Genomic DNA, 26,621 nt, shown 5'->3' with positions numbered 1-26,621 from the left:
TAAGTATTTATTTGTGTAGTGATTAAGTTATTCTTCGTCGAAAAGGCCCTTGATCTGATCAAAAAAACTGATCCTTTTCTTTTTCTTTTGTTTGATCTTATTTTCTTCATCTGGCTTTTTCCTTCTTTCCCTTTCCAGCCTGTCGAAACCAATCATTACCAGTCCTACTCCTGTGGCATACATTGGGCTGCTGATTTCTTCGGGCGAAGTGCTGGCAAGATGCTCATTCGGATATCCGATGCGGGTATCCATCCCGGTGATAAAAGAAGTGAGCTGGGCTAAATGCTTTAGCTGTGCGCCACCACCTGTGAGCACAATTCCGGCGATCAGTTTTTTCTCGAGGTTCGAATTTTTTATTTCATAGTAAACATGTTCAATGATTTCTTCCATACGGGCCTGAATGATACTGGCAAGGTTGCGCAATGTGATTTCCTTTGGCGGCCTGCCGCGAAGACCGGGAATAGTTACAATTTCTTCGTCTTTGTTTTCGCTTGCCAGTGCTGATCCGAATTTCACTTTCAGATCTTCTGCATGCCTCTTGATGATGGTGCAGCCTTCCTTGATATCCTCACTGATAATATCACCACCGAAAGGGATCACCGCCGTGTGGCGGATGATCCCATCCTGAAAAATAGCCATATCAGTGGTTCCTCCTCCGATGTCAACCAGAACTACGCCTGCTTCTTTCTCTTCCTCACTTAGCACTGCCTCAGCCGATGCAATGGGTTCAAGGATAAGTTCAGAAACTTCCAAACCTGCTTTCTTAACGCATTTGTAGATATTTTTTGCGGCCAGTGTTTGACCGGTGATGATGTGAAAATTTGCTTCGATATTGTTTCCAAGCATCCCCTTGGGGGATTTGATTCCCGGTTCGCCATCAATGGTATATTCCTGAGGAATAACTTCAATGATTTCTTCTCCCGGGTTCATTGCCAGCTTGAACATGTTTTCAGTGAGCTGATCAAGATCTTCCATGGTAATTTCATCTTCCTGCTTGCTGCGGATCAAACTTCCATGATGCTGAAGGCTTTTGATATGTTGCCCTGCAATGCCAACACAAACGGTATTGATGTCAACATCAGCGCGCTGGCTGGCTTCTTCCATCGCTTTCTGGATGCTTTGCACCGTATTCTCGATATTGGCTACCATTCCTCTTTTAACCCCATAAGATTCGGTTCGCCCAAAACCAAGTATTTCAATTTTACCAAATTCATTTTTACGACCAACGATGGCTGCAATCTTAGTTGTTCCAATATCGAGTCCAACAATTATTTCTGATGATTTCATAGTTTTTATGATTTTGAACACACTACCTGACCGCTGTATTTTAAGTTAATGGTTTTATATTGGCTTAGCCCGGTGGCAGAATGCGCCGAGCGATAGAACTGGAGTAGATTATTGAATTTATGCGCAAGGTTGTCGGCTTTGCCAAATAAAATACGGTGGCTGCCAACATAAGTGTAAAGTTCAATCTCGCCTGCAGGGTTCACATAAATTTGCTCAATCAAGCGCTTGAGATTGGCATCGTGATAAACATAGTGTGCCACTTCAATCAATTGGTTCAGCATGCTTACTGCAAATACTTTATTTGTGTCGGCAAGTGCGCGCAGGTCGTTTCCTGGTTTCAGCATGCCAGTGTGACCCAAATGCCCGCCTGCAACCGGCACCATTGCACTATAGTGTGAATGCCTTGGCATCACAATTCCCTGATCGTCTATGAACCAGGTTTGACCTTCGGTATTTAATCTGAGTATTGGAATGCGTTGATTGGCCCTGATCCGCAGATCGCCGTTCAAAAGGAAATCTACATCACAATCTTCGATATATACTATACCGGTAATTGAATTTCTGATCCTTGCTAAATTGCTTACCGTAAGCGCTTTTCCTTCCAGGGTATCAAATTCGGAAATTAGAAGGTTCCTTATCTCATCCTTGCATACGAGGGTATCAGTACTTGCATATTCTATGAATACTTTAATATTGTTGCAAGAAGCATGGCTGTGTTCCTGCCTGATAAAACCAAGCAAAACAAACATGCCGGCAAGCAATAGTAAAGTAAACGATATGATTAAAATGCGTTTCATAAATTCTTAAAGGCTTTTTCAATAGGTTCAACAAGGCGGTCAATATCACCGGCGCCAAGTGTGAGCAATACTTCTGGCTGAATGGCAAGCAGATGATCAACTAGTTGTGTCTTTGAACAAAGCTTTTTATCAGCATGATTGATCAAATTCAGCAACATGCCGGAATCTATGCCTTCAATAGGAAGTTCCCGGGCAGGGTAAATATCAAGCAGGATAATTGTATCAAGTGCTTGCAGACTTTCAGTAAATTCCGTTGCAAAATCACGCGTACGTGTATAAAGGTGAGGTTGGAATACACCTGTTATTTTTTTGCCGGGGTATAATTTCCGAACCGAATCAATACAGGCACTGATTTCTTTTGGATGATGTGCGTAATCATCTATGTAGACAAAATTGCTGCCTGAAATCCTGGTATCGAACCTTCTTCTCACTCCTTTGAATGAAGTTAATCCCGCGCTGATGCTGCGTTTTCTGACCCCGGCAAGAATAGCTGCCGCCGATGCTGCCACTGCATTTTCAAGGTTCATCATCCCGGGAATGCCCAGTTGCAATCCCTCAATTTCACCAAAAGGCGTTACAAGATCGAAGTGATATAATTGGTTTCTCAGTTTGATGTTCACAGCCTGGAAATCTGCCTGTTCATAAATTGAGTAGGAATACCTTGCAACCGTTTCATGCGATTCTGATTTCAGGTCGGTTCCCATTTTAACCAATAACTTTCCGCCCTTGCGGATTCGGGAGGTAAATGCAGTAAAAGCCATTTTCATGTTTTCCAGACTACCATAAATATCAAGGTGGTCGGCATCGGTGGAAGTGATGACTGCAATCCAGGGATTTAACTGCAGAAACGAGCGGTCGAATTCGTCTGCTTCGGTGACGAAAAGATCAATGGCCGGAGCAAATATCAGGTTCGAACTGTAATTTTTTGATATGCCGCCCAATATAGCATTGCTGCGATCCGGCAACTGGTTCATGATAGTGGCAAGCAGACACGATACACTTGTTTTACCATGTGTTCCGGCCACGGCAATCAGTTTTTTATCGCGGGTTATCATACCCAGCAGTTCCGATCTCTTGATCATCGAAACGCCACAATTTGAAAGCAATATAAACTCCTTATTGTCTTTTGGTATGGCAGGTGTGTAAACCACCAGGTCAATGTTGCTTATGTCCAAATCCGTTTTTTCTTCGAAATGAACAGGAATTCCTTCTGCAATCAGTTCATCAGTAAGTTTTGATGGAGTCCTGTCATAACCCGAAGCTTCAATTCCTGATGACTTTAAATACCTGGCCAAGGCGCTCATGCCAATACCACCAATCCCCAGAAAGTACACTTTCTTCCAGGGTAAAGCCGGGGTGATATGTTCTAGGTTCAAGCTCATTATCAATTCTTTGTTTTAGATTGTTTTGCCAATGCAATCACTTCATCAGCAATCTTTCCGGCAGCATCGCTGAAAGCCATTTTCCTGATATTTTCCGAAAGTGACCGTGTTTTTTCTGCATCCGCGATCAGATCAATTACCATTGCACCAAGCTTTTCATTTGCTTCAACATCTTTCAATAATATCGCAGCATCATTTCCGGCCAACGCCATTGCGTTATGGGTTTGATGATCCTCGGTTACATTGGGCGAAGGGATGAGGATCACAGGTTTTCCTGCTATGCAAAGTTCAGCAAGGGCAATAGCGCCAGCCCTGGAAATTACAATGTCGGCCATCGCATATGCCAGATCCATCCGCGAAATAAATTCCATGATCCGGATGCCTTTATTTTCAATTGTCGGGATCATTACTGAGGCTAAGGGATAATAACTTTTGCCGCATTGCCAGATTACCTGCAAACCATTCTGGATAAAGAGATCAATATGCTTTGCAACGCTCTCGTTGATGGTTCGGGCGCCTAGACTTCCACCTGTAATCAAAAGCGTTTTGCGGTTTGCGTCCAGATTAAAAAAACCGGCGGCTTCCTGCTTTTTCCCGTTTAGGTTCAGGATATCATTGCGAACCGGGTTACCACAAACAACAATTTTTTCGATTGGGAAATACTTTTCCATGCCATTGTAAGCCACGCAAATCTTCTTTACTCGTTTCGCAAGAAGCCTATTGGTGATTCCCGGATATGAATTTTGTTCCTGAATTATTGCCGGAATTTTAGCGCTCACTGCCATTCGGAGTAATGGGCCTGAAGCATAACCGCCAACACCTACAGCTACATCGGGTTTGAAGTGCCTGAGTATGTTGCGCGCTTCAACCAGACTCACCAGTAAGCGGAAGGGGAAAATCAGGTTCGAAAGCGTGAGCTTTCGTTGCAAACCGCGAACAGGGATTCCTTCAATTTGATAACCTGCTGCGGGAACTTTTTCCATCTCCATTTTACCAGTGGCACCAACAAAAAGAATCTGAGCATTGGGCACCTGCTTTTTGATTGCATCGGCAATGGCAATGGCCGGAAAGATATGTCCTCCGGTTCCGCCACCGCTAATGATGATATGTAGTTCCCTGTCAGGCATCAGCTAATTTTTTTTCTTCATTTTTCTCAATCGAACGGCTAACGCTCAGCATAATTCCGATTGCAATACTAGTGAACCAAAGTGAAGTTCCGCCCATGCTGATCATTGGCAAGGGTTGTCCGGTAACTGGCACAAGACCAACAGTAACACCCATATTAATCATAGCCTGGAACACCAGGCTGAAACTCAAGCCAAAAGTGAGTATGGCCCCGAAAAGATTTTCTGACTTCGTTGCGATCCGGATTCCTCTGAACAATAATATAAGGTATAGTAGTACGATGATCCCCCCGCCAATTAATCCATATTCTTCAATAATTACGGCATAAATGAAATCCGAATAGGGTTGGGGCAGGAAGTTTTTTTGCGAACTGTTTCCGGGTTGTTTACCAATTATGCCGCCGCTTGCAATAGCTATCTTTGATTGTTCAATCTGGTAGTTTTCTCCTTCATCAGGGCTGATAAAGCTATTGATCCGGTTTTCCCAGGTTTTAAACCTGCCCATTTCGGGATAGGCTTTCAGAATAATAATAAAAATGGCGAATAAGAGCAAAGTGCTTCCGGCAATTGCAGCCAGGTGTTTAATTCTGACCCGGCCCACAAACATGATAATCATGCTGGTAGCATAAATAATTGCCGCCGTGGATAGGTTCGCAGGTAAAATCAAAGCTACAACAATCACCATCGGTAGAATAATCCAAAGGATGGTGCTTCTCAAATCTTCAATATAGGCCTGATTTTTGGCCAATGTCCTTGCCAGGTAAATAAACAGTGCAAGTTTGGCAAAATCAGAGGGTTGTATGCTGATGTTAATGATAGGCAGGGTGTACCACCTGGCGGCATCATGAATTGCGGTTCCAAATAATAAGGTATATGCAAGCATAGGAATGGCAATGATAATGGCCAGCTTCGCTAAACGACCATAAATATAGAAAGGCACCTTGTGAGCGAGGTACATCAGTACCAATCCCAGTCCCATGATGCTTAAATGCTTCAGTAAATAATATTCGGTATTGCCCTGTTTGTACCGATAGGCAAGGGTTCCAGTAGAACTGTAAACTGCTAATATAGAAATGAAAGACAATAGAATTACTACTGCCCAGATTGCCCTGTCGCCTTTGATATTACTGAAGATGGAACTTTTTTCCATGTTAACTAGAGTTGTTTTACTGCTTGCTTAAATTGCCTGCCACGGTCTTCGAAGTTTTCAAATAAATCGAAACTTGCACATGAAGGCGATAGCAAAACTGTGTCCCCAGGTTCAGCGAGGCGATAGGCTGCCGTCACGGCCTCAGCGGCTGAGCGGGTTTCAACAATGGTTCCTACCAGGCCGGCGAAAGCGCTGTAGATCCTTGCATTATCAACACCAAGGCACACCATTGCTTTTACCTTTGTCTTGACGAGTTCATGAAGGATGGAATAATCGTTGCCTTTGTCGGTTCCACCCGCAATCCAGATCACTGGCTTGTTTGTGCTTTCCAGCGCCCACCAGGTTGAATTCACATTGGTTGCCTTTGAATCGTTTATAAATGCAATACCATGCACATTGGCCACAAACTCAAGCCTGTGTTCAATATTCTGGAAATCGGCAAGGCATTGTTTGATGGTTTCTTTGCGAAGCCCAATAAGGCTGGCGCTGAGGCCCGCCGCCATTGAGTTGTAAATGTTGTGCCGGCCTTGCAGGGCCAATTTCTCGATTGTCATGCGTGTTTTATTTGCATTTGTTTGAATAACCAATTCATTTTTTCTTACACAAGCTCCGTGATGCTCAATGGATTCCTTCAAACTGAAGGGATACTTTTTCGCAACGATTTTCCTGTTTCCAATCAACTTGCTGATAACTGGATCATCAGCACAATAGATGAAAGCATCGGAGCTTGTTTGATTTTGTATGATCCTGAATTTTGATTCGGCGTAATTGTTAAAATCATTTCCATAGCGGTCAAGATGATCTGGTGTAATGTTTAGCAGAACAGCAATATCAGCCTTGAAGCTGAACATTCCATCCAGCTGAAAACTGCTGATCTCAAGCACATAATAATCATGCTTTTCCGTTGCTACCTGCATGGCATAACTTTTCCCCAAATTCCCGGCCAACCCTACATTTAAACCGGCATTTTTAAGGATATGCCAGGTTAGCAGTGTAGTAGTTGTTTTGCCATTGCTTCCAGTGATGCAGATTTTAAATGCATCGGTAAAACGGTTCGCAAATTCAATTTCCGAGATAATGGGCGTACCTTTTTTCCTGAAAGCTTCCAGCAACGGGATCGTGTCAGGAATACCCGGACTTTTTACAACTTCGCCGGCTTTTAGCAATTCAGCATCGGAGTGCTTACCCTCTTCAAAATCAATTTCATACTGTAAAAGAACGTTCTTATATTCAGTCTTTATCTTTCCGCGGTCTGATACAAAAACCGGAATTCCCCTGGTTTTTGCCAGTATTGCCGCACCCACTCCGCTTTCACCGGCGCCTAGCACTGCAATACCCTTTTTTATCATCCCAAATTCCCTTTCTTCATTTTACCTGATCTTTAATGTTATTATCGTCAGAACCGCAAGCATCAAACCCACGATAAAAAACCGCAGTACTATTTTCGGTTCGGCATAACCCATTAACTGGAAGTGGTGATGTAAAGGCGACATTTTAAAGATCCGCCTGCCTTCACCGTATTTTCTCTTTGTTCTTTTGAACCATGCCACCTGTATAATCACCGAAAGGTTTTCAACCAGGAAGATTCCACAAAGGATCGGGATCAATAATTCCTTGCGGATCATAATGGCAAAAACTGCAATTACTCCTCCGAGGGCGAGGCTTCCGGTGTCGCCCATAAAAACCTGGGCAGGGTAAGAGTTGTACCACAAAAACCCAATACATGCGCCAACAAAAGCGCTCATATAAATAGTGAGTTCCCCGGTGTTGGGCAGGTACATGATGTTCAGATAGTCAGCAAAGATGATATTGCCCGAAACCCATGCAAGTATTCCAAGTGTTGCTCCTATGATTGCCGAAGTACCGGTGGCAAGCCCATCAATCCCATCAGTAAGGTTCGCACCATTTGAAACTGCCGTTATGATGAGGATCACAAAAGGTATGTAAATCAGGTAAGCATATTTGTTGGCCTTACTTCCCATGAATCTGAGCAGAAATGCGTAATCAAATTCATTGTTTTTAAAGAACGGGATCGTCGTTTTTGTTGACTTAATTGACTCTCTCGAAAAACTTGCAACCGGGCCGGTTTCTACTCCCGGGGTGGATTGAATTTCAGAGATTTCCAGTTGATTGGCAGGAACCTTTTCCCTGATCACAACTTCATCGCTGAAGAAGAGCGTTATGCCAACCACAATCCCCAGGATTATCTGACCGGCCAGTTTGAATCGGGCCGCAAGTCCTTTCTTCTCATGTTTGAAAACCTTTATGTAATCGTCTACAAAGCCTATGAATCCAAGCCAGATGGTTGTAAAAAGTATTAGAATAATGTAAATGTTGTCGAGTTTGGCAAACAGTAAAACAGGAATCAGTATGGCGGCCAAAATGATTAATCCGCCCATTGTAGGTGTTCCTTCTTTTGCTTTCTGGCCATGGAGCCCAAGGTCGCGCACACTCTCTTTTACCTGTTTCTTTTTCAGGTAATTGATAAGCTTTTTTCCAAAAATCAGCGAAATTATGAGGGAAATAATGACTGCTGCCCCGGCACGGAAAGAGATGTACTGAAACAGCCCTGATCCTGGCAGATCAAAATATTTATCGAGGTATGAAAACAAATAGTACAGCATTTTTACTTTTTGTTTTTATTGTTATCGGTGTTATCTGTAATCAAAATCTCCCTTAGAATATTCTTATCATCAAAAGGGTGTTTTACGCCCTTGATTTCCTGGTATTTTTCATGGCCTTTGCCGGCAACAAGAATTATATCTCCGGGTTTCGCCAGCGCACAGGCAGTACGAATAGCCTCTTCGCGGTTCACAATGACGAGTGTATTTTTCTTCTTATCCACTGGAACACCTTGTTTCATTTCATCCACAATGGCTTCAGGATCTTCAAATCTTGGGTTATCAGAAGTTAAAATTACCCGGGTGCTGTTATCGCATGCTATGCCAGCCATGAGCGGGCGTTTGGTTTTGTCGCGGTTGCCGCCTGCACCAACAACAGTAATCACTTGTTCATTGCCAGTTCTTACAGCGCTGATGGTTTTCAAAACGTTCTCCAGGGCATCGGGGGTGTGGGCGTAATCAACGATAGCTGTGACCCCTTCGGGTGAGATAAAGTGGTCAAACCGTCCTTCAACCGGACTTAATGCAGAAAGCACCGTAAGGACTTTTCCTGGGTTCTCTCCAAGTAAATTGGCCATTGCGTAAACTGCCAGCAGATTGTACGCGTTAAACAAACCTATCAGTCTGAACCATGTGTCAATGCCTTCAATGTTGAGCTGCAAGCCGTCAAAGCGGTTTTCAAGAATACGGCAGCGAAAATCAGCCATATTTTTTAAGCCAAAACTGTGTTTTTTGGCGCGTGTATTTTGAACCATGATTCGGCCATTACGATCATCGGCGTTGAAGAGAGCAATCGCTGTAGCCGTTAGATCGTCGAAGAATTTTTTCTTGGCATCACGGTATTCATCAAAGGTTCCGTGATAATCCAGATGGTCGTGCGTAAGGTTCGTAAAAATGCCACCGGCAAACTCTACACCAGTTATACGGTGCTGCGCAATTGCATGAGAACTGACTTCCATGAAGCAATGTGTAACGCCCTCATTGATCATGTTTTCAAAAAGCATATTCAATTGCAGGGCATCGGGGGTTGTATGCGTAGAGGGGATTTCACGCAGCCCGATATAATTTTTTATTGTTGACAGCAAGCCACAATGATAACCCAACCCAGTAAAAAGTTGGTAGAGTAAAGTCGTAATAGTGGTTTTACCATTGGTTCCGGTTACTCCAATTACCTTCAATGATTGTGATGGGTTGTCATGATAATTTGCCGCTATCTGACCCAAGGCGCTGCTGCTGTTTTTCACCTTTATAAAACTGGTTCCTATGGGCATATCGTCTGGAAATTCTTCGCACACTATCGCAGTCGCACCTTTATTAATTGCCTGGCTGATATAGTGGTGGCCGTCAGTTTGTGTACCTCGAACCGCGATAAAAAGGCAGCCGGGGAAAACATTCCTTGAATCAGCGGCGATTCCATCCACTAATTGTGAAGTATCTCCCTGCACCTCAATGATGCCTGACTTGTATAATATGTCTTTCAGCGCTCTCAAGGTTCTGTTCAAATAGTTAGGTGCAATATTATTTCCTGGCTTGGGTCAATGCTGGTTCCCGCTTCCGGCGATTGCATTGTAACAATGCCTACACCATTTATATTCACCCTTAATCCTCGTCTTTCAAGTATATAAGAAGCATCTCGGGCACTCATGCCAACAACATCCGGCATCAGGTCGGGCAGTATCTCATGATCATTTATCCTTACAGTGTCGGCATTGATATTCACAGTTACAAAGTCACTTGCGCTCTGGTCAATAACCTGATAATTCATGTTGTTGAATATTGTGCACAGCTCACTTCTTCGTCCTGCAATCAACCTCGGAGCTACTGAATCATTGAGTGCCAACAGCGTAGTTTCAGGTTGAATTTCCAGGCTCGTGGAATAGACTTTGTCCGCAATTTCACGGAACACCGGTGCTGCAATATGGGCTCCGTAATAGACTCCCTTGCGCGGATTACTTATTACTACGATCATGCTGTATTTTGGATTGTTGGCAGGGAAGTAGCCTACAAAAGAAGCCTGGTAATCCGATTTGTTATATCCTGCACTACCCGATGCAATTTGTGCGGTACCTGTTTTTCCAGCTACACTATATGCATCATTCATAAGGTGTTTTGCAGTTCCGTTTTCTACTACACCAAGTAGCATTTTCTGCGCTTTTGCAATGCTGCTGCCTGAAGCTATTGAGGGGTTGATAACCACCGGGTCAAATTTCTGAACGCTGAAGCCTGTTTGTATGATTTCCTTTACGAAAAGCGGCTTCATAAAACAACCATCGTTGGCAACGGCGTTATAAAATGAGAGTGTTTGTAGTGGTGTAAGGGTTAACTCATATCCAATTGACATCCATGGCAGTGTAACCTTCGACCAGGTTTTGTCATCAGCGTTTTTGATAAGCGGCCGTCCCTCGCCGGCAAACTCCAGCCCCAGCGGCTGGTTTAACGACATGTCTTTGAGCCGTTTTATAAATTGTGCCGGTTTATCTTTGTAATATTCATTTATGATCTTTGAGATCGCCACATTCGACGACACTTCAAAAGCATGCTGTACCGTGATTGTTCCATAGCCTCCGCGATGAGAATCTTCCATTTTCCGGTTCGCAAAGTAAGTAATGCCTTTACCAGTTGCGATGCTATCATTCAGGTCAACAACATTGTCCTCGAAAGCAGCGAGCATTGAGGCCAGTTTGAATGTTGAGCCGGGTTCACCGCTATGAGCAATTGCATAATTATAGCGTTCTTCATAGGATTTTTGTGCGGTAAGCATCAGGTTCACAATAGCTTTAATATAACCAGTTTCAACCTCCATGAGTACAACACAACCAAGCTCGGCTTCATGTGCCTGCATCTGTTTTAGCAATGCATCGTAAGCCACATCCTGGATCAATGCATCAATGGTTGTTATAATGTCCTGGCCGTTTTGTGGTTCTATTTCGTATTCATCGTTCAATGGGCGGTACATTCCATTTCCGACTCGCTGTAGTAAACGTTTTCCGCTAACTCCACTAAGTATTTCGCTGTAGGCTCCTTCGAGACCCACATCATTCTCTGTTCCTTCCTTGTCCCAGCCAATTGTTCGTGATGCCAGATTCTTAAAAGGTTGTTCACGACGAGTTCGTTCAATTACTATGAGGCCTCCCCTGAATTTTCCAAGGTTGAAAATTGGAAAGGTTCTCATTTCCTTTAGCTGCTCATGAGTAACATTACGTTTTAAAAGGTAATAACGGTTTTTGGTGTTTCTTGCCTGAACCAATGCCTTTTTGTATTCAGATTTGCTCCGGTCACCAAAAAGTTTCGAAAGGCGCAGAGCCAATGAGTCAACCTTTTGATCGAAGAATTCCTGACTGTAGTGTTCAGAAGCAACATCTATACGGATCTCAAAATCAGGAACCGATACGGCAAGCAACTTTCCATCAGAGGAATAGATATTTCCCCGTATAGGCTCAACAGTTTCATACTTCATCGTAAGTGTTTCAGCCTTTTCTATCCATTCATCGCCTTCAACCAATTGAATGTATGCCGCTTTGCCGATAATAGCAAAAGCTGCAATCAACACTATGAAGTAGATCACATAGGTTCTCATCAATATGGTTTTCCTGCCTTCTTCCAACTTATCTAATCTTGGGTGGTTTTTACAATAATTTTATGTGGCGGGATCGTTGATTCTTTCAGCCCTGTATCTTTTAGCTTTCTGGCCACTTCAGATTGCCTGCTGTAGTGCATCAACTTCGACTTCATTAGAATTTGTTCGTACCGCAGTTCTTCATTTGCTTTTTTAAGCCTTTCTGTTTTAATCGCCAGTTTTTCTGAACTATAGCTATTCGCAATGTATAAAAGTGAGAGCAGCACTATGAAGATCAGGAATGGCAGCTGTTTTACGACATACTCCCTGGTAAGAAAATTTCCACCCATCACTTCCGTTACGGAATGAGCAACCTTTTGAGTGCGATTTTTCCCACCGGTTTTATCGGCATTTTTAGCAGATTCATTCATATTAAAGCCGTTCTCCAATTCTTAATTTTGCACTTCGCGCACGCTTATTTTCTGCGATCTCTGTTTCAGATGGAACAATAGGTTTGCGATTGATTTGCCGGAAAACCAATTCAGGGTTCCCATAAAAATCTTTTTCAAGCTTACCATCAATATTTCCAGCCTTGAACAGGTTTTTCACCAGCCGATCTTCGAGCGAGTGATACGCAATAACCACCAACCTTCCTCCTGGTTTTATTGCCTCGGTTGCCTGATTGAGCATCTCTTTCAATGCGCCCAATTCATCATTTACCTCAATACGCAATGCCTGGAATAGCTGTGCGCCAATCTTGTTTTCCCGGTTTGCCGGCGAAACCGACTTTACAATCTCCATCAGTTGCCCTGTTGTTTCAATGGGTTGCTGGTCGCGGTAACTGCAGATCGCCGCTGCCAATTGGTGAGCATTTGTAAGCTCGCCATATTCTTTGATGATCTTTTTAATTTCCTGTTCCGGGTAATTATTCAGAATATGGCTGGCAGTAAGCTCCGAACCACGATTCATACGCAAATCAAGCTGTGCATCAAATCTTGTAGAAAAACCCCTGCTGCCTTCATTAATCTGGTAAGATGAGATACCCAGATCGGCAAGAATTCCATCTACTGGAAATGCTTTGTAAAGCTTCAGGAAATTGCGCATAAAACGGAAGTTGGAATGAATGAGGATCAATCGCTTATCATCAATGCGGTTTATCAAAGCATCATCATCCTGATCAAAGGCGATCACCATACCATCACTTACGCGTTCAAGCATAGCAGCAGTATGCCCACCACCACCAAAAGTGAGATCGGCATAAATGCCCCCGGGCCTGATATTGAGCCCTTCGATTGCTTCGGTAAGCATGACAGGTTTATGATACATAGTTCGTTCAATCTTCGTCAATTCCTATATCGCCCATAGCCTCTTCAACCAAATCGGGCAGATTTGGAGCACTATTCTCCAACACCTGTTGGTAATTTGCGGTATTCCAGATTTCCAGGTAGGTGAAAAAAGGTGAAAAAGTTACCTCATCGCTGATCTCGGCATAATTGAGCAAATCCTTTGGCAGCAGCAATCTTCCCGAAGCATCAAGATCAACCTCCCTCACTCCGTTAAGCAGATGTCTGATTACTTGCTGATGTTTTTCTTTATATCTGTTAAGTTTTTTTAATTTTAGCAATTCTTTCTCCCAATTGGCTTTGGTATGTAATTCCAATGATTTGGTGAAAATGGAACGTTTGAGTACAAAACCTTCAGACAGGGCATCACCCAGTGACTTCCGGTATGCAGCCGGAAACATCAGCCTGCCTTTGGCATCAACTTTACATTCCTGAGATACTGTGAAAGAAGACATTGAGTTTTTTGCATTTTATTGATCAAATTTAGATAGTTTTTACCACTTTCTACCACTTTCTACCACTTTGTTGATAACTTTTTTGCATTTTTATTTACTTTAATGCCTAATATATAGTGTAATTAATTGATTATTAGCAGTCTATTATTTGATCAACAAGAGATCGGTTATCTGGGATCAGATAAAAATTTTACAACATATAAGCGAACTTCTTTTTAATATTTCAAAAACTCCGGCTATCACCTTGTTCTTGAGGTGGAATTCTACTTGTTATTCGCTAATTTTGCGAAACTATTTCAAGAGGCTTTAACAAGAGGTTTATGCATCAAACTATTGATACACCCATAGCCGGGACAAGATTGATTGATATTGAAAGAGTGTTTGCCGAGAAAAACCCACGCTTGCTCAAACTTATGCCTGGTTTTATCATCCGTTATCTGAAACGGGTAATTCACCAGGATAAGTTGAATAATGCGCTTGAACTTTATAAGGGATTGCAGGGACTCGATTTTATTGAAAAAATTCTTGAAGAACTTGGAGTGAAAATTACTGTTGAAGGGCTTAAAAATTTAACTGTTGATGGCCGCTATATTATTATTGCCAATCATCCCTTGGGTGGTCTTGATGGTATGGCTTTAATGAAAGTAGTAGGCTCGGTTCGCAAGGACATTCTTTTCCCTGTTAATGATTTACTGATGTATTTGCCGAATTTGAAACCGCTGTTTATTCCTCTTAACAAGCATGGAAGAAATGTTGACAATATCCGCCTGTTTGACGAGGCGTTTGCTTCGGATGCTGCAATTCTTTATTTCCCAGCCGGATTATGTTCCCGGAAATTAAAGGGAAATATCATTGACCTTGAATGGAAAAAAACCTTTATAGCAAAAGCCAAAAAATTCAAGCGCGATATAGTACCTGTCCATATTAAGGGCAGCAATTCAAACTTTTTCTATAACCTTGCCAGGTGGCGGGTAAAATTAGGTTTGAAAACGAACATAGAGATGCTTTACCTTGTTGATGAAATGTTTAAGCAAAAAGATAAAGAAATTTTGCTAAAGTTTGGAAAGCCTGTTCCTTACCAGTTTTTTGATGGCTCAAAACGCGACAATGAGTGGGCTGCTTACATGAAAGAACATGTTTATTCATTATCAGAAACTTCAGCACTAAACCACGAATGAATCTTAAAACTTTATGAAAAATATAATCCCACCTGTTTCCCGTTCACTGATTGAAGCAGAACTTAATACTGATCGTTTTGTTCGCATGACCAATAATGGAAACAATGAAATTTACATTGTCAGTTGGCATAATTCTCCCAATACACTCCTTGAAATAGGACGACTTCGGGAAATCTCTTTTCGTGATGCCGGTGGCGGTACTGGCGATGAGTATGATCTGGATGATTATGACAAATGCTATAATTGTTTTGATCAGCTATTGGTGTGGGATCCAGTCGAAAAGGAAATTATTGGGGGTTATCGTTATATTCACGGAAGAGATCAGAAAATTGACAAGGAAGGCAACCTGATTGGGCCGACTGGTAAGCTTTTTAAATTTTCCGAACACTTTTTAAAGAATTACCTGCCGTTTTGCATTGAGTTGGGCAGATCCTTTGTTCAGCCAAAATACCAGCCGATGTACAATATTCGAAAGGGTATGTATTCATTGGATAATATCTGGGATGGGCTTGGAGCTCTCATCGTTGATAACCCAGATATCCAGTATTTATTTGGTAAGATTACAATGTATCCGCATTATAACAGGCAAGCCAGAGATATGATACTGTACTTTCTTCATCGCTACTTTCCCGACAAGGAAAAATTTGCATGGCCTTTTCACCCCTTGAAAGCGGAAACAGAAGACAGTGTATTTGAAGAGCTTTTCACAGGCAATACCTATGAAGAGAATTACAGAATTCTGGTTCAGGAGGTTCGAAAGCGCAAGGAGAATATACCCCCATTGGTGAATGCCTATATGAATCTTTCATCCACCATGCGAACCTTCGGAACTGCAGTAAATTATGGCTTCGGTGATGTTGAAGAAACCGGCATCATGGTTACAATTGGCGATATTTACAACATGAAGAAGTCGCGCCATTTGGATTCGTATAAGAATGAAAACGTTTAGAGAAAAGTGGCAGCGACAGTTGGCAGTAGCAGTTGGCAAGTAGCAGTAATTAATATCTTGAACCCAGAGCCCGAAACACCGAACCTTGAACATCGAACATTGAACCTTGAACCAAATCGCCTCCATGATAATTAAAACAGCGAGCTTCCTGAAGAGCAGCACATCGGTAAGTCAGTGCCCAACGCCGGATCTTCCTGAGTTTGCTTTCATCGGGCGGTCGAATGTAGGTAAATCTTCATTGATCAATATGCTTGCAGGCAGGAAAGGCCTTGCCAAAACTTCCGGTACACCAGGAAAAACTAGGCTGCTCAATCATTTCATTATCAATGATACCTGGTATCTGGTTGACTTGCCCGGATATGGTTTTGCGCGTATTTCGAAGAAAGCCAGGGCGGAATGGGAGAAAATGATCAACGATTATTTAAAGATCAGGCGGAACCTTCTTTGCATATTTCTGCTTGTTGATGCTCGCTTGGCCCCGCAGGCGCTTGATCTGGAAATGATGGATTGGATTTCAGAACAGGGCCGCCCTTTTGTAATTATCTTCACAAAATCGGATAAACTGGGCAAGACAAAACTCGATGAGAATGTAACTACTTACAGAGAACTTCTTATTTCTGAATGGGAAATTCCTCCAGCGACCATTATTACATCTTCAAATACCAAAATAGGTAAAGAAGAGATTTTGGGTCTGATCAATGATCAACTAAAATTGTAAGATAATCTTAGTCAGTGGCAATTATTCAATCTCGATCAAGAGTTGGCTTTTGGATACAGTTTGTCCAACTTTTATGAGAATTTTACCAATTTTACCATCAACAGGCGATAACATCGTGTTATTCATTTTCATTGCTTCAAGCACCAATAACTGATCTCCTTTAGCTACTTTGGCGCCTTCGCGGACAAATATCTTTTTGATTGTGCCAGGTATAAAAGCCATGATTTTTTTTGGATCAACTGGTTGATAAGGTTTTCTCAGCGTGTATTTCTTAGATAATCGTGTCCGGTATTTATCACCGTCAACAATCAATGTTTTGTAACAATCCTGGGCTTCGCTTTCTTTCATTCTCATGTTATTAGGTTCAACAATTTCTTTGATATTTCCTGGGTGAATTAGCCTTTTCCAAAAATTGTAATTAGATTCGGAAAAGTGTGAGTGAAATATCTAAGAGTGACTAAAATGGTGGTATGCCATGCTTTTTATTGGGTCGCACTTCACTTTTATCAGAAGAGATTTCAAGTGCGTGAATCAGTAAACTTCTGGTTTCTGATGGATCAATCACAGCATCAATATAACCATAAGCTGCTGCTACGTATGGATTTGCAAACTTTTCCTTATACTCCTTGATTTTCTGCTTGCGCATTTCATCAGGTTTTTCAGCATTCTTTATTTCATTTTTGAAAATGATATTGGCTGCTCCTTCGGGTCCCATGACTGCAATTTCTGCAGTTGGCCATGCGAACACGAAATCAGCCCGCAAGTGACTGGAGCACATGGCAATATAACCACCACCATAGGCTTTTCGCAAAATCACGGTAATTTTAGGGACTGTTGCTTCGCTGTAGGAATACAATAATTTTGCACCATGACGGATAACGCCGGCATGTTCCTGGTCAATGCCAGGCAAGTAACCAGGCAGGTCAACCAATGTGACCAACGGAATGTTGAAGGCATTGCAGAAGCGAATGAAACGAGCGGCTTTGTCGGATGAGTCTACATCCAAAACACCGGCAAGTACCATGGGCTGGTTCGCAACGAAGCCAACGGTATGGCCTGCCATTCGTGCGAAGCCTATTACTATATTCTGTGCAAACATTTCCTGCACTTCAAAAAAGTCAGAATCATCAACCAGCGATCTTATGATATCCCTGATATCATAAGGTTGCTTTGGGTTCGTTGGAAAGAGGTTTTCGATTTTATAAAGACGGCTGCGAGGGGGTTTTTTAGGGAAAGGATCAGCTTTTTTGATATTGTTCCAGGGGATAAAACTGAACAATCTTTTGATCTGATCAAAGCATTCCTGTTCGCTGTTGGAGAAGAAATGAGCGTTTCCGGTAATTTCTGCCTGTATGCGGGCACCACCTAGTTCTTCCATTGATATTTCTTCACCGAGAACCGTTTTAATTACTTCCGGACCCGTGATGAACATCTTGGAAATCTTATCTACAACAAATACAAAGTCGGTAAGGGCTGGTGAATAAACTGCACCGCCGGCGCAAGGGCCAAGAATTACAGAGATTTGTGGTATAACTCCTGAAGCCTGTGTGTTGCGATAGAAAATTTCGCCATAACCGGCCAGCGAGTTCACTCCTTCCTGGATACGGGCACCACCTGAATCGTTGATACCAATTAATGGAACCTTCAGCTTCATGGCATGATCCATGATTTTCGTGATTTTTTTTGCGTGCATCCAGCCAAGAGATCCGCCGGCAACAGTAAAATCCTGTGCAAAGATGCATACCGGATAGCTGTTGATTGTTCCTGTACCTGTAACAACACCGTCGCCGGGAAGGTATTTGTCACTCATATCAAAATCTTTGCCTGCGTGTTCAACAAACAGGTCGTATTCATGAAATGATTTCGGGTCAAGTAAAGCAATGATACGTTCACGGGCGGTCATTTTACCGGTAGCTTTTTGCTTTTCAATGGCTTTTGCGCCTCCGCCGAGCAGGGCTTCCTGCATTCTTTTCTTAAGTTCGGAAGTCTTTCTATGTAAAGACATAGTATGGATGTTGGTAATTATTCTGTTTTGTCCCTAAATGCGAAAACTGCTTTTCCTCCAAAGGAACACAAAAGTATGTATTTAATCCTGAAACTCGCTTAAAAAGATTTCAACAGCCATATCGAAATAGGCAAGTAATTGTCAGTCAGTGTCTGTAAGTTCGTAAAATATTACTAAATACTGCTGAAATAATTATTTTTGCACGTTCTAATAATAGCCTTATGAACATTGAGAAATTACGGGATTACTGTCTTGCGAAACCTGCTGTGAGTGAAGATTTTCCTTTCGATGAAACTACCCTGGTATTTAAAGTGGTGGGGAAAATATTTGCCTTTACCGATCTTGAAGGAGAACTCAGAATCAATCTTAAATGCGATCCTGAGAGAGCAATCTCATTAAGGGAACAATATCCCGCAATAATGCCTGGTTACCACATGAATAAGAAACATTGGAACCCGTTATAGTTGATGGATCAATTGATATTTCATTATTGCTGGAACTTATTGACCATTCATATGACCTGGTAGTTGAAAGCCTCCCAATGAAAGTAAGATCACAATTTGCAGTCTGAACCTGAATCGCTAACCGTTTTTAACTTCTTTACCAGGTTTCAGATAATTTGCCACCATATCAAGAAGCAGGTAACCCATCAATCCGCCCCAAAGCATACTCATATAGGGGTTTGATGTTATTGCACAAGTGCCTGATTGGCAACCTACGAATTTGAAGTACAAGTAGCCGCCTGCAATACCAAGCGCAAGGCCAATCAACTGGAGGTAATATTTTTTAATTGTTTTCATGTGGTAATAACGTACTGCCTTCTTAAATGTTCTTAGTGTTACCGTATTTGTTTTGGTGTTTAAATCTTAAAAGAAACAGTTGTCATTCCTGCTCCTCCGCGATCAGGGTGCCCTTCACTCAGGTTTTTTACCTCTGCAATATTTTTAAGATAGTCTCTGATAACCTGCCGGAGAACACCATCGCCCTTGCCGTGAATAATTGTAATTTCAGGGATGTTTAAAAATATTGCATCCTCAACATGTTTTGTGACTATTTCAAGGGCTTCATCAGCTTTTTTTCCCCTGAGGTCAATGCTCAATTTAAAATTGGCTGACAGGTCTTGTATGTTTTGATATATGGTGTGATGTCTTGCCCCGGATGAAGTGGACTTTCCTGATGCAGGAGGTTTGGTTGCCACAACTTTATCTGCTTTGACATGCAGAATCATCTGGCCGGCTTCAAGGATTATTTCCTGATCGCGAACTTCAATAATTTGTCCTACAATATTTTGGCTTTTAATTCTGACCCAGCTTCCAACCTGCAATACTGGAGGTGAAGTTGCAGGGTCATCATCATGGTTTGAAGGCTTATCTGATTTAGCTTCTGCTTTTGCCTCCAATGATTGACGATAATCCTTAACATCGTTTCGTAATTTCGTAACAATTTGTTTTTCCGCCTGGCTTTCTTTGATCCCACGGATGGTGTTCTCAATCAGTTTGTTTGATTTTTCAATAATGCGGAGGGCTTCATCTTTGGCTTGTAGAATGATTTTTTCCTTTTCAGTTTTTAAATCAGTGTTCAAACGATTGTATTTTTCAATCATTTCTGCCAAAAATTCGTCAGCGACATTTAAACCGGTTTGTTTCTCCAGCAGTGCAGCTTTTTCTACTTCCAGTTCCTGAAGCAGTTTATCATAATCAATTGCACTTTGGCTGATTTTGCCGGCGGCAATTTCGAGCAGGTTTTTAGGGAACCCAATTTTATCAGCGATTTCAAAAGCATAGGAACTTCCGGGGTTTCCTGTTTTCAGAATAAATAAGGGGGATAAACTTTTCGGGTCGAATAACATTGCTCCATTGGCAATGCCGGCAATGCGGCCGGCAGCCTCTTTAAGATTGGCATAGTGGGTAGTAATGACACCGAAACTTAATTTTTTTGCAAGATCTTCAAGAGCCGCTTCAGCTATAGCTCCACCAAGTTGAGGTTCAGTGCCGGTTCCGAATTCATCAATGAGTATGAGGGTGTTGGACTCGGCATGTTCTATAAAATGCTTCAGGTTTTTAAGATGAGAAGTGTAAGTACTCAGATCGTGCTCCAGGGATTGCTCATCGCCAATATCAATGAAAATATTCCTGAAGATCCCTGCTGTACTATTGTCGTCAACCGGGATCAGCAAGCCACATTGAAGCATGTACTGAAGTAGTCCTGTTGTTTTTAGCGCTACCGACTTACCGCCTGCATTGGGTCCGGAAATCAATAAAATACGCTTTTCATGGTTCAAAGTAAGATTAAGAGGTACAATGGTTTTTTTTTGTGCCCGATGGGAAAGATATAATAGTGGATGAGTGGCATTGATCCAGTCAATGATGGGTTCAGATTTGAAATGCGGCAGGCGGGCATTGATGTCAATGGCAAGCTTAGCTTTTGCCCGTATAAAATCAAATTCACCAAGTATTTGATAATTTGCCAGAAGGGTATCAATATGCGGTCTTATGAAATCGGCAAGGCCGGTAAGTATTTTGATGATTTCCCTGATTTCGGCATTTTCCAACTCACGAATTTCATTATTGATTTCAAAAATCTCAGCAGGTTCAATAAACACAGTTTGGCCTGTGGCGGATTCATCATGCACGAACCCTTTTATCTTTCTCTTGAACGCGGCGGGAACCGGAATTACCTGTCTGCCGTTACGGATAGCGATTTGCAGGTCTTCAACGGTCAGACCCTCTTTTTTAACCTTTGAAAAAATCTGTGCCATTCTGGATTCAGATTCCCTGTGTTTGCGCGCCATACTGCTGCGGATGTCCTTCAAATTAGCAGAAGCGCTGTTTTTTACCAATCCTTTATCATCAATGATCCGGTCAATTTCTTTCAGAATTTTTGGATCAACATAAGCCTGGTTGCTGATGCTCAAAAGATGCTCAACCTTTTGGGGATTTTGTTTCGCAATAAAATGCTGAATTTCTAAAATAGTATTTGATGAAATTCTTAAATCAACCACCGATTCAAGTTCAATTGCTGTACCCGGTGTTTTGATGCGTTTCAGTTCGGTGGTCGGGTCGAAATAATCCTGTCTTGGAAATGAAGCGCCACCGCGCATTAAATTGGTAAGTTCATTCACCTGATTCAGCTTCTTCTGAAGCAATTCTGCATCATCATTGAAACTCAGATCATCAAGAATTTTCTTCCCGAGCGGGCACAGAATATGTTTGCTCAGAATCATCCTTATGGAGTTGAACCCAATCTTTTCTTCGAAATTGTGAGGGTAGATCATTTTCTGTTTCGCCTTTTTCGGCTCGACAAATATACAGCTAACGAAATAAGTAATACCAGGGGAATGACGAGAAGCCAGGCTGAGAGGGCTGATTTTAGAAGAACTGGCTCAGTATTTCCAATATTTACAAATCCTGCCCAGTAATGCGGATGTGCTTTAAGACGGTCCGTAGCTTCAAGGTATTCAAGTTTTGCAGCCTGCAATGCAATGTTTTTATCAGCTCCTGTTGCCAGGTGCTTGTAAAATAGTGTTATCAATTCTGAACTTGAATGGTCGTCAACTTCCCATAATGTCATAATAATACTTGGAACCCCTGCATAGAAGAATCCTCTTGCCATACTCATGATCCCTTCGCCTCGCTGCAAGCGACCATCACCCGTCTGGCAGGCACTTAACACTGCCAGATCAGCATTGAGTTCCAGGTTAAATAATTCGTAGGTATTCAGGTATCCATCATGGATTGAATCCTGAACCTGGGAGAAAACCAGCTTTGAAAACATAGGGTTATCATTGTCAATAAGAGTATGCATAGCCATATGCAATACCTGGTAGTCCGGAGCTTTTTCCTTGAAATTGCTTTCAGATGCATTACTTCCGGTTAAAGCAACGCCCCTGAATGAACGGATCAATGATTTTGCTTCGTCAATGGCCCAGGGAATCGTCAGTAATTCATTGTGTCTGGCTGCAGAAACAGTAATGGAATCGGATCCGAAGCCATAGCTCGGGGCGACTGCAAATATTTTTCCATTGGTTCTGACATTGACCCTTTGTTTCTTTTGCATCAAGGTTGCTGAGTAGGCATAACTTACAGGAGTGGTTTTGATAAGGTAGGGGAGTAGTTTAAAATCTAAGCTACCAGAGGTTTTATCATTTGTAAGCAGTACCTCAAAAGGCAGGTAACCGAGCTGATTGTCTGGAACGATGATAAGTTTGCGGCCAGCAATGATTTCTTCAACCGGTTTTATCAGCGCTTTATATATTTCGTGAGATGAGCTTACGAATTCGTTGTAATCACTAAGAGTATATGATTCGATGTTTCCACCACTCAGGTGCTCACGTAAGCCTTCCAGGTTAGCCTGAAAATCTTTTGGCAAGGTAAACCGGAACCCGTTTGAAGAACTATTCGTAATGGCAAAGATGTATAATTCCTGCTCGCTCAACGTGAATTCGATAAGTGCCTGATCATCATCAAGATTCTTCTGAAGTTCCGGAAGGGGTGTAATACTCAGGTCAAAGCGAAGTGCATAATAATCAGGGTATTGCTGATAAATGGCATTGATGAGGCTGTCGTAACGCTGGTTGAGATTAAATGTAATGGACTGCCAGAGATTAATTTTCTTTTCATCGGGTTGATTGGCCAATCTCTCTTCGTGAATCAACTGGTTGTAAGAATCAAGGCTAAGGGTCAGATCTCTTTCGAACCTTTGAACTTCGTCAGGTACACGGGCGAGTTGCCTTGCTTCAAGATCATTCAACGATGAAAGTAGGACTGCAGCTTTGCCTTTTTCAGAATATTCGAAGGCTTTTTCAAGGTAGATTCTATCATTTGTGCTCTTATATAAATCAAGTGAGCAATCCAAAGCTCCAATGAGGATTTCAGAAGTAATGCCGGTAATTATCAGCTTACTTTCATTGCTTAGATAAGCACTCCTTATTTTATTGATAAGATTTGAGCTGAGTTCGTAAGTTTCAAGGGAAGTTAAAAGATGAGAGTCTTTTTCTTCACTCTTATACAACTCATGTAATGTTTTAGCTTTAAGATATAATGAATTAATTAAGTATTGATCTGGTAAGAGTTGATCAGGGTGAGGATTTTGCAAAGGATCTTTGTCGCTGAAATTTATTGCCAGTGATATTATTGACTCCTGGAAAGTATTAAGAGCCATTGCGTAGTCACCTTTTTCAAGATAATTGCTACCAATCCTGAATAATGTATTGGAATAATCTCTATCGTTCGATCCTAATTTCTCCAGGTAAATATTTTTTGCTTTTTGAAGCAGTTCATGTGATTCATTAAACCGCTTTTCCCTGGTAAGGAATCTGGAATATGTTACGTATGATAATGCCGTTTCTGTATGTCTGGCTCCGAAAATACCAATGCTCTGATCAATAGCTTTTATATAAAAGAGTTCAGCCTGATAGTAATCGGCTAACAGGCTGTAAAGGTTGGCCATGTTTCTGTAAGTTGCAATATTTGATGGTGTTATACGCTCTTCATTTATGCTCTTTTGGTAATATTCAATGGCTTTTGGGTAATCTTCTTTTTTTTCATAGTAGTAGCCCATGCTCAGATTTGCTGCTGAAATATGTGGATGATCAGGGCTAAGATTCTGCTGAAATATTGCCATTGCCCTGTTGATATAATTAAATGCCCGCTCATAATCGGTAAAGCTATTATAAATATTGGCTTTGTTGAGATAGATGATTCCGATCGAAATATTATCAGGACCAAACCCTTTCAGAAAAATATTTTCAGCCCGATCATAGTATTCAATAGCCCGGTCTATTTTTCCGGAGAGTTGGACCATCCTTCCGAAATTAAGATAAAATCTACCCAGGGATATATCATCAGTTTCATAGATTTGCTCATAAACGCTCTGCGCTTTTGAGAAATAATGTCCAGCAAGAATATAATCACCCAGTGTGGCATAAAGAATACCAGTGTTCATAAAGCACAAACCAACATGTCTGTTTTCACTGATTTCGCCCAGTTCGATGATGTTGATTGCTTTTTGATAATAGCCCATCGCCTGATCAAAAAGTCCCAGATAATACGAGGTTATACCTAGATTATTAAAGGTCAATACAAGATTGGTATCGGTTTCGCCTGAAATCCTTTTTCTGATGCTGACTGATTTATTAAATGCATCAATTGCTGGGTCGTGGTTGCCCTGGTTCAAAAAAATGGCACCTTGCTTATGATAATAATCAGCCCATAGCTCTTCGTCTGCATTATCACCCTTTTGCAATAACACCCGGGATTTCCCCAAAAAAATCAAAGCACTGTCGAATTCCTGCTTGCTGCGCTTAATATCAGCCATGTGAAGATAAGTATTTACCAGATCGGTGTTATGACTAGTCTGATCAGATTGATATAAAAATTGCCTGAAATTCAGCAAGGCGCTGTCTGGCTGATTTGCGTGGAATTGTTTCATTGCAAGCCGAAACAAAGTTTCAGGTTCAACCGATTTGCCCTCAGTTCCATTGCCATCTATTGTAATGAAAACCAATATTATGACCACCAGGCAATGGATAGTAAAATGATGCCGTCTCATCAGAAACTATTAATAGATGCAGGATTTGTGCAAAGGTGTAAAAAAAATTTGATGTTTAGTTTAACAATACAAAATTCTTTGCAGCAAGGCAATCAGGATGAAAAAGTAAAATGCATAAAAAAAATAAAGGGCGCCGGTCGGGGCGCCCTTACTGCGTCGGGGGGAACGGATCGATTAATCAGAAGTTATGATCATGACGCGGGTATCTTGAACCGGATTAAAACCTTCGGTGTACATGCGAAGGAAATATGTTCCGGAAGCTAATGCTTCTTTTTTGTACGTTACCTGGTAAATACCTTCAGCCTGAAATTCGTTTACCAGGATAGTGATGAGTTTGCCATCCATGCCATACACCGCCAGGTTCACAAGGGATGGGTTGGCAACCCTGTAATTGACAGATGTTTGGATTGAAAAAGGATTAGGATAATTGGCCATCAACTCGCTCCTGTCTTTTTTGTAATTAATAACCGGCAAAGTGATTTTTGGAGAGATCATTTCAGCAGTTGCACCTGCAAAATGACTTTCTTCGCCTATGCTAAAAGCAATTTCATCCTGTTTTAAGAAGCTAGCTGATGTACGAACTCTCAAAGTGATAATCTCTTCGCCTTTGTTTAAGATTTGTGATTTGACGTTGGAATTGGCAGCGCTTAAAATTATCCTGTCCGGATGTATTACATAATCAAATTCACTGATGGCAGATTCGATGCCCAGCACTTCTATCAAATGTCCCGGATAGCTGATAGAAAGATGCATTCCAGTTAACTCAGTGAGTTCATCCATTTTAATTGCGATACTTAATTCTTCATTATGCAAAGCCTCAAGGTTTTCAATTGATGCGAAATAAGCTATTGGTGAATTGGAAATACCTGGATCAAAAGCTCCGCCGGTATCGCCCGTACTTGTGCCGCCAATCCCTTTTTCACTGCCAGCGCTTTTCATTCCATCTACTATAGCAGTAACTTCTTCAAAAATCCATTCTCCGGCGGGAAATGGGTTTCCATGAACCAAATAACTTACTAGTATGTTAGAGAAATCAAAACCGGTAATTTGACCGTCATTGTTTACGTCAGCAGCCAATTGCTGGATAGGATTTAACAACTGTTGTCCGTTAATGTGTTTCAAAACTTTTAGTGCGCTGACAACTGAAACACCACCGGCAGGCAGATCGCAAGTTCCTGTTAATGTATATAAACCATAGGGAAGATCCGGAAATTCATAATAACCATCTGCATTTGTGATAGTAGTTGCAACAAGGTTTCCGGTTTCGTTATAAAGCAACACAGTTACATCTGGTATAACCCGTATGCCATCATTATGATAGCTTACTGTTCCATAAAGGGTGGAAACCTGTGAAGACAGATTCATGGCCATTAAGCTCATCAGCAAAACGGCTAAGGTCTTAAATGTGTAAAGTTTTCTCATTGCTTCTGATGTTGAATTGGCAATTTGTTTTTTGGATTGACTTACGCTGTTAGTGATGGCAAAACAAGTGTAAGCTTTAAACCTT

The 26,621-nt window shown here is 41.7% G+C and carries 21 protein-coding genes and 1 pseudogene; 4 read left to right on the top strand and 18 right to left on the bottom strand.

The features are described from left to right. Window positions 1-27: 27 nt before the first annotated feature. From ftsA to IH597_12010, 12 genes are read right to left on the bottom strand one after another with little or no spacing between them, the layout of a single operon-like run. Window positions 28-1,287, bottom strand: coding sequence for a cell division protein FtsA (gene ftsA, locus IH597_12065; protein ID MBE0663186.1), 1,260 nt, complete (start codon window positions 1,285-1,287; stop codon window positions 28-30). Window positions 1,288-1,292: 5 nt separating this feature from the next. Continuing rightward, entirely contained in the window at window positions 1,293-2,084 is a 792-nt protein-coding gene (locus IH597_12060) for a hypothetical protein (GenBank protein ID MBE0663185.1), read from the bottom strand. Further along, window positions 2,081-3,466: a UDP-N-acetylmuramate--L-alanine ligase gene (locus tag IH597_12055; GenBank protein ID MBE0663184.1), complete on the bottom strand. Its 1,386-nt coding sequence runs from the start codon at window positions 3,464-3,466 to the stop codon at window positions 2,081-2,083. Before IH597_12055 ends, IH597_12060 begins: the two co-directional genes overlap by 4 nt. 2 nt (window positions 3,467-3,468) lie before the next feature. Further along, window positions 3,469-4,593: an undecaprenyldiphospho-muramoylpentapeptide beta-N-acetylglucosaminyltransferase gene (gene murG / locus IH597_12050; GenBank protein MBE0663183.1), complete on the bottom strand. Its 1,125-nt coding sequence runs from the start codon at window positions 4,591-4,593 to the stop codon at window positions 3,469-3,471. Next, window positions 4,586-5,740 carry an FtsW/RodA/SpoVE family cell cycle protein gene (locus IH597_12045; protein ID MBE0663182.1) on the bottom strand — a complete coding sequence of 385 codons (1,155 nt, stop codon included), beginning with the start codon at window positions 5,738-5,740 and terminating at the stop codon, window positions 4,586-4,588. The genes murG and IH597_12045 overlap by 8 nt, the downstream gene beginning before the upstream one ends. A 5-nt stretch (window positions 5,741-5,745) precedes the next feature. Then, window positions 5,746-7,089: a UDP-N-acetylmuramoyl-L-alanine--D-glutamate ligase gene (gene murD, locus IH597_12040; GenBank protein MBE0663181.1), complete on the bottom strand. Its 1,344-nt coding sequence runs from the start codon at window positions 7,087-7,089 to the stop codon at window positions 5,746-5,748. A gap of 21 nt (window positions 7,090-7,110) precedes the next feature. Further along, a complete protein-coding gene (locus IH597_12035) occupies window positions 7,111-8,364 on the bottom strand; it encodes a phospho-N-acetylmuramoyl-pentapeptide-transferase (GenBank protein MBE0663180.1) in 1,254 nt (417 codons plus the stop codon). Between the two features lie 2 nt (window positions 8,365-8,366). Then, window positions 8,367-9,851 carry a UDP-N-acetylmuramoyl-L-alanyl-D-glutamate--2,6-diaminopimelate ligase gene (locus tag IH597_12030; GenBank protein ID MBE0663179.1) on the bottom strand — a complete coding sequence of 495 codons (1,485 nt, stop codon included), beginning with the start codon at window positions 9,849-9,851 and terminating at the stop codon, window positions 8,367-8,369. Window positions 9,852-9,859: 8 nt separating this feature from the next. Next, entirely contained in the window at window positions 9,860-11,938 is a 2,079-nt protein-coding gene (locus IH597_12025) for a transpeptidase family protein (GenBank protein ID MBE0663178.1), read from the bottom strand. Between the two features lie 32 nt (window positions 11,939-11,970). Continuing rightward, window positions 11,971-12,348: a hypothetical protein gene (locus IH597_12020; GenBank protein MBE0663177.1), complete on the bottom strand. Its 378-nt coding sequence runs from the start codon at window positions 12,346-12,348 to the stop codon at window positions 11,971-11,973. 1 nt (window position 12,349) lies between these two features. Beyond that, the gene (gene rsmH / locus IH597_12015; protein ID MBE0663176.1) at window positions 12,350-13,243 is read right to left on the bottom strand and encodes a 16S rRNA (cytosine(1402)-N(4))-methyltransferase RsmH; all 894 of its coding nucleotides are present in this window, start codon (window positions 13,241-13,243) and stop codon (window positions 12,350-12,352) included. A gap of 7 nt (window positions 13,244-13,250) precedes the next feature. Next, complete coding sequence (locus IH597_12010) at window positions 13,251-13,715, bottom strand: division/cell wall cluster transcriptional repressor MraZ (protein MBE0663175.1); 465 nt, start codon at window positions 13,713-13,715, stop codon at window positions 13,251-13,253. A 320-nt stretch (window positions 13,716-14,035) separates the two neighbouring features. Between IH597_12010 and IH597_12005 the strand changes: the two genes are divergently transcribed. From IH597_12005 to IH597_11995, 3 genes are all read left to right on the top strand, one after another. Continuing rightward, complete coding sequence (locus IH597_12005; protein ID MBE0663174.1) at window positions 14,036-14,893, top strand: 1-acyl-sn-glycerol-3-phosphate acyltransferase; 858 nt, start codon at window positions 14,036-14,038, stop codon at window positions 14,891-14,893. A gap of 13 nt (window positions 14,894-14,906) precedes the next feature. Continuing rightward, a complete protein-coding gene (locus tag IH597_12000) occupies window positions 14,907-15,842 on the top strand; it encodes a GNAT family N-acetyltransferase (protein MBE0663173.1) in 936 nt (311 codons plus the stop codon). A 124-nt stretch (window positions 15,843-15,966) separates the two neighbouring features. Continuing rightward, window positions 15,967-16,560: a YihA family ribosome biogenesis GTP-binding protein gene (locus IH597_11995; GenBank protein ID MBE0663172.1), complete on the top strand. Its 594-nt coding sequence runs from the start codon at window positions 15,967-15,969 to the stop codon at window positions 16,558-16,560. Between the two features lie 21 nt (window positions 16,561-16,581). On the opposite strand, the gene IH597_11990 is transcribed toward IH597_11995, so the two are convergent. Further along, window positions 16,582-16,908, bottom strand: coding sequence for an acetyl-CoA carboxylase biotin carboxyl carrier protein subunit (locus IH597_11990; protein ID MBE0663171.1), 327 nt, complete (start codon window positions 16,906-16,908; stop codon window positions 16,582-16,584). 109 nt (window positions 16,909-17,017) lie between these two features. Next, the gene (locus IH597_11985; GenBank protein ID MBE0663170.1) at window positions 17,018-18,565 is read right to left on the bottom strand and encodes an acyl-CoA carboxylase subunit beta; all 1,548 of its coding nucleotides are present in this window, start codon (window positions 18,563-18,565) and stop codon (window positions 17,018-17,020) included. Window positions 18,566-18,786: 221 nt separating this feature from the next. Here IH597_11985 and IH597_11980 point away from each other — a divergent pair. Next, a pseudogene (locus IH597_11980) lies at window positions 18,787-19,136 on the top strand (MmcQ/YjbR family DNA-binding protein). A 10-nt stretch (window positions 19,137-19,146) separates the two neighbouring features. On the opposite strand, the gene IH597_11975 reads toward IH597_11980, so the two are convergent. The 4 genes from IH597_11975 to IH597_11960 all read right to left on the bottom strand — a co-directional run bounded on the left by IH597_11975 (window position 19,147) and on the right by IH597_11960 (window position 26,536). Then, complete coding sequence (locus IH597_11975; GenBank protein MBE0663169.1) at window positions 19,147-19,365, bottom strand: hypothetical protein; 219 nt, start codon at window positions 19,363-19,365, stop codon at window positions 19,147-19,149. Window positions 19,366-19,424: 59 nt separating this feature from the next. Then, window positions 19,425-21,839: a Smr/MutS family protein gene (locus IH597_11970; GenBank protein MBE0663168.1), complete on the bottom strand. Its 2,415-nt coding sequence runs from the start codon at window positions 21,837-21,839 to the stop codon at window positions 19,425-19,427. Beyond that, window positions 21,836-25,114 carry a CHAT domain-containing protein gene (locus IH597_11965; protein MBE0663167.1) on the bottom strand — a complete coding sequence of 1,093 codons (3,279 nt, stop codon included), beginning with the start codon at window positions 25,112-25,114 and terminating at the stop codon, window positions 21,836-21,838. The genes IH597_11970 and IH597_11965 overlap by 4 nt, the downstream gene beginning before the upstream one ends. 174 nt (window positions 25,115-25,288) lie before the next feature. Beyond that, a complete protein-coding gene (locus tag IH597_11960; GenBank protein MBE0663166.1) occupies window positions 25,289-26,536 on the bottom strand; it encodes a carboxypeptidase regulatory-like domain-containing protein in 1,248 nt (415 codons plus the stop codon). Between the last annotated feature and the right edge of the window lie 85 nt (window positions 26,537-26,621).

The organism is Bacteroidales bacterium (genome assembly GCA_014860575.1).
Taxonomy (GTDB): Bacteria; Bacteroidota; Bacteroidia; order Bacteroidales; family JAAYJT01; genus JAAYJT01.
The sequence above is the reverse complement of the archived record's forward strand: the minus strand, read 5'-3'. Positions and strand labels throughout refer to the sequence as shown.

Excerpts from the sequence above, each read along its gene's own strand:
- ftsA (MBE0663186.1), bottom strand. The coding sequence starts at position 1,287 with ATGAAATCATCAGAAATAATTGTTGGACTCGATATTGGAACAACTAAG.
- IH597_12060 (MBE0663185.1), bottom strand. The coding sequence starts at position 2,084 with ATGAAACGCATTTTAATCATATCGTTTACTTTACTATTGCTTGCCGGC.
- IH597_12055 (MBE0663184.1), bottom strand. The coding sequence starts at position 3,466 with ATGAGCTTGAACCTAGAACATATCACCCCGGCTTTACCCTGGAAGAAA.
- murG (MBE0663183.1), bottom strand. The coding sequence starts at position 4,593 with ATGCCTGACAGGGAACTACATATCATCATTAGCGGTGGCGGAACCGGA.
- IH597_12045 (MBE0663182.1), bottom strand. The coding sequence starts at position 5,740 with ATGGAAAAAAGTTCCATCTTCAGTAATATCAAAGGCGACAGGGCAATC.
- murD (MBE0663181.1), bottom strand. The coding sequence starts at position 7,089 with ATGATAAAAAAGGGTATTGCAGTGCTAGGCGCCGGTGAAAGCGGAGTG.
- IH597_12035 (MBE0663180.1), bottom strand. The coding sequence starts at position 8,364 with ATGCTGTACTATTTGTTTTCATACCTCGATAAATATTTTGATCTGCCA.
- IH597_12025 (MBE0663178.1), bottom strand. The coding sequence starts at position 11,938 with ATGAGAACCTATGTGATCTACTTCATAGTGTTGATTGCAGCTTTTGCT.
- IH597_12020 (MBE0663177.1), bottom strand. The coding sequence starts at position 12,348 with ATGAATGAATCTGCTAAAAATGCCGATAAAACCGGTGGGAAAAATCGC.
- rsmH (MBE0663176.1), bottom strand. The coding sequence starts at position 13,243 with ATGTATCATAAACCTGTCATGCTTACCGAAGCAATCGAAGGGCTCAAT.
- IH597_12010 (MBE0663175.1), bottom strand. The coding sequence starts at position 13,715 with ATGTCTTCTTTCACAGTATCTCAGGAATGTAAAGTTGATGCCAAAGGC.
- IH597_12005 (MBE0663174.1), top strand. The coding sequence starts at position 14,036 with ATGCATCAAACTATTGATACACCCATAGCCGGGACAAGATTGATTGAT.
- IH597_12000 (MBE0663173.1), top strand. The coding sequence starts at position 14,907 with ATGAAAAATATAATCCCACCTGTTTCCCGTTCACTGATTGAAGCAGAA.
- IH597_11995 (MBE0663172.1), top strand. The coding sequence starts at position 15,967 with ATGATAATTAAAACAGCGAGCTTCCTGAAGAGCAGCACATCGGTAAGT.
- IH597_11990 (MBE0663171.1), bottom strand. The coding sequence starts at position 16,908 with ATGAAAGAAAGCGAAGCCCAGGATTGTTACAAAACATTGATTGTTGAC.
- IH597_11985 (MBE0663170.1), bottom strand. The coding sequence starts at position 18,565 with ATGTCTTTACATAGAAAGACTTCCGAACTTAAGAAAAGAATGCAGGAA.
- IH597_11975 (MBE0663169.1), bottom strand. The coding sequence starts at position 19,365 with ATGAAAACAATTAAAAAATATTACCTCCAGTTGATTGGCCTTGCGCTT.
- IH597_11970 (MBE0663168.1), bottom strand. The coding sequence starts at position 21,839 with ATGATCTACCCTCACAATTTCGAAGAAAAGATTGGGTTCAACTCCATA.
- IH597_11965 (MBE0663167.1), bottom strand. The coding sequence starts at position 25,114 with ATGAGACGGCATCATTTTACTATCCATTGCCTGGTGGTCATAATATTG.
- IH597_11960 (MBE0663166.1), bottom strand. The coding sequence starts at position 26,536 with ATGAGAAAACTTTACACATTTAAGACCTTAGCCGTTTTGCTGATGAGC.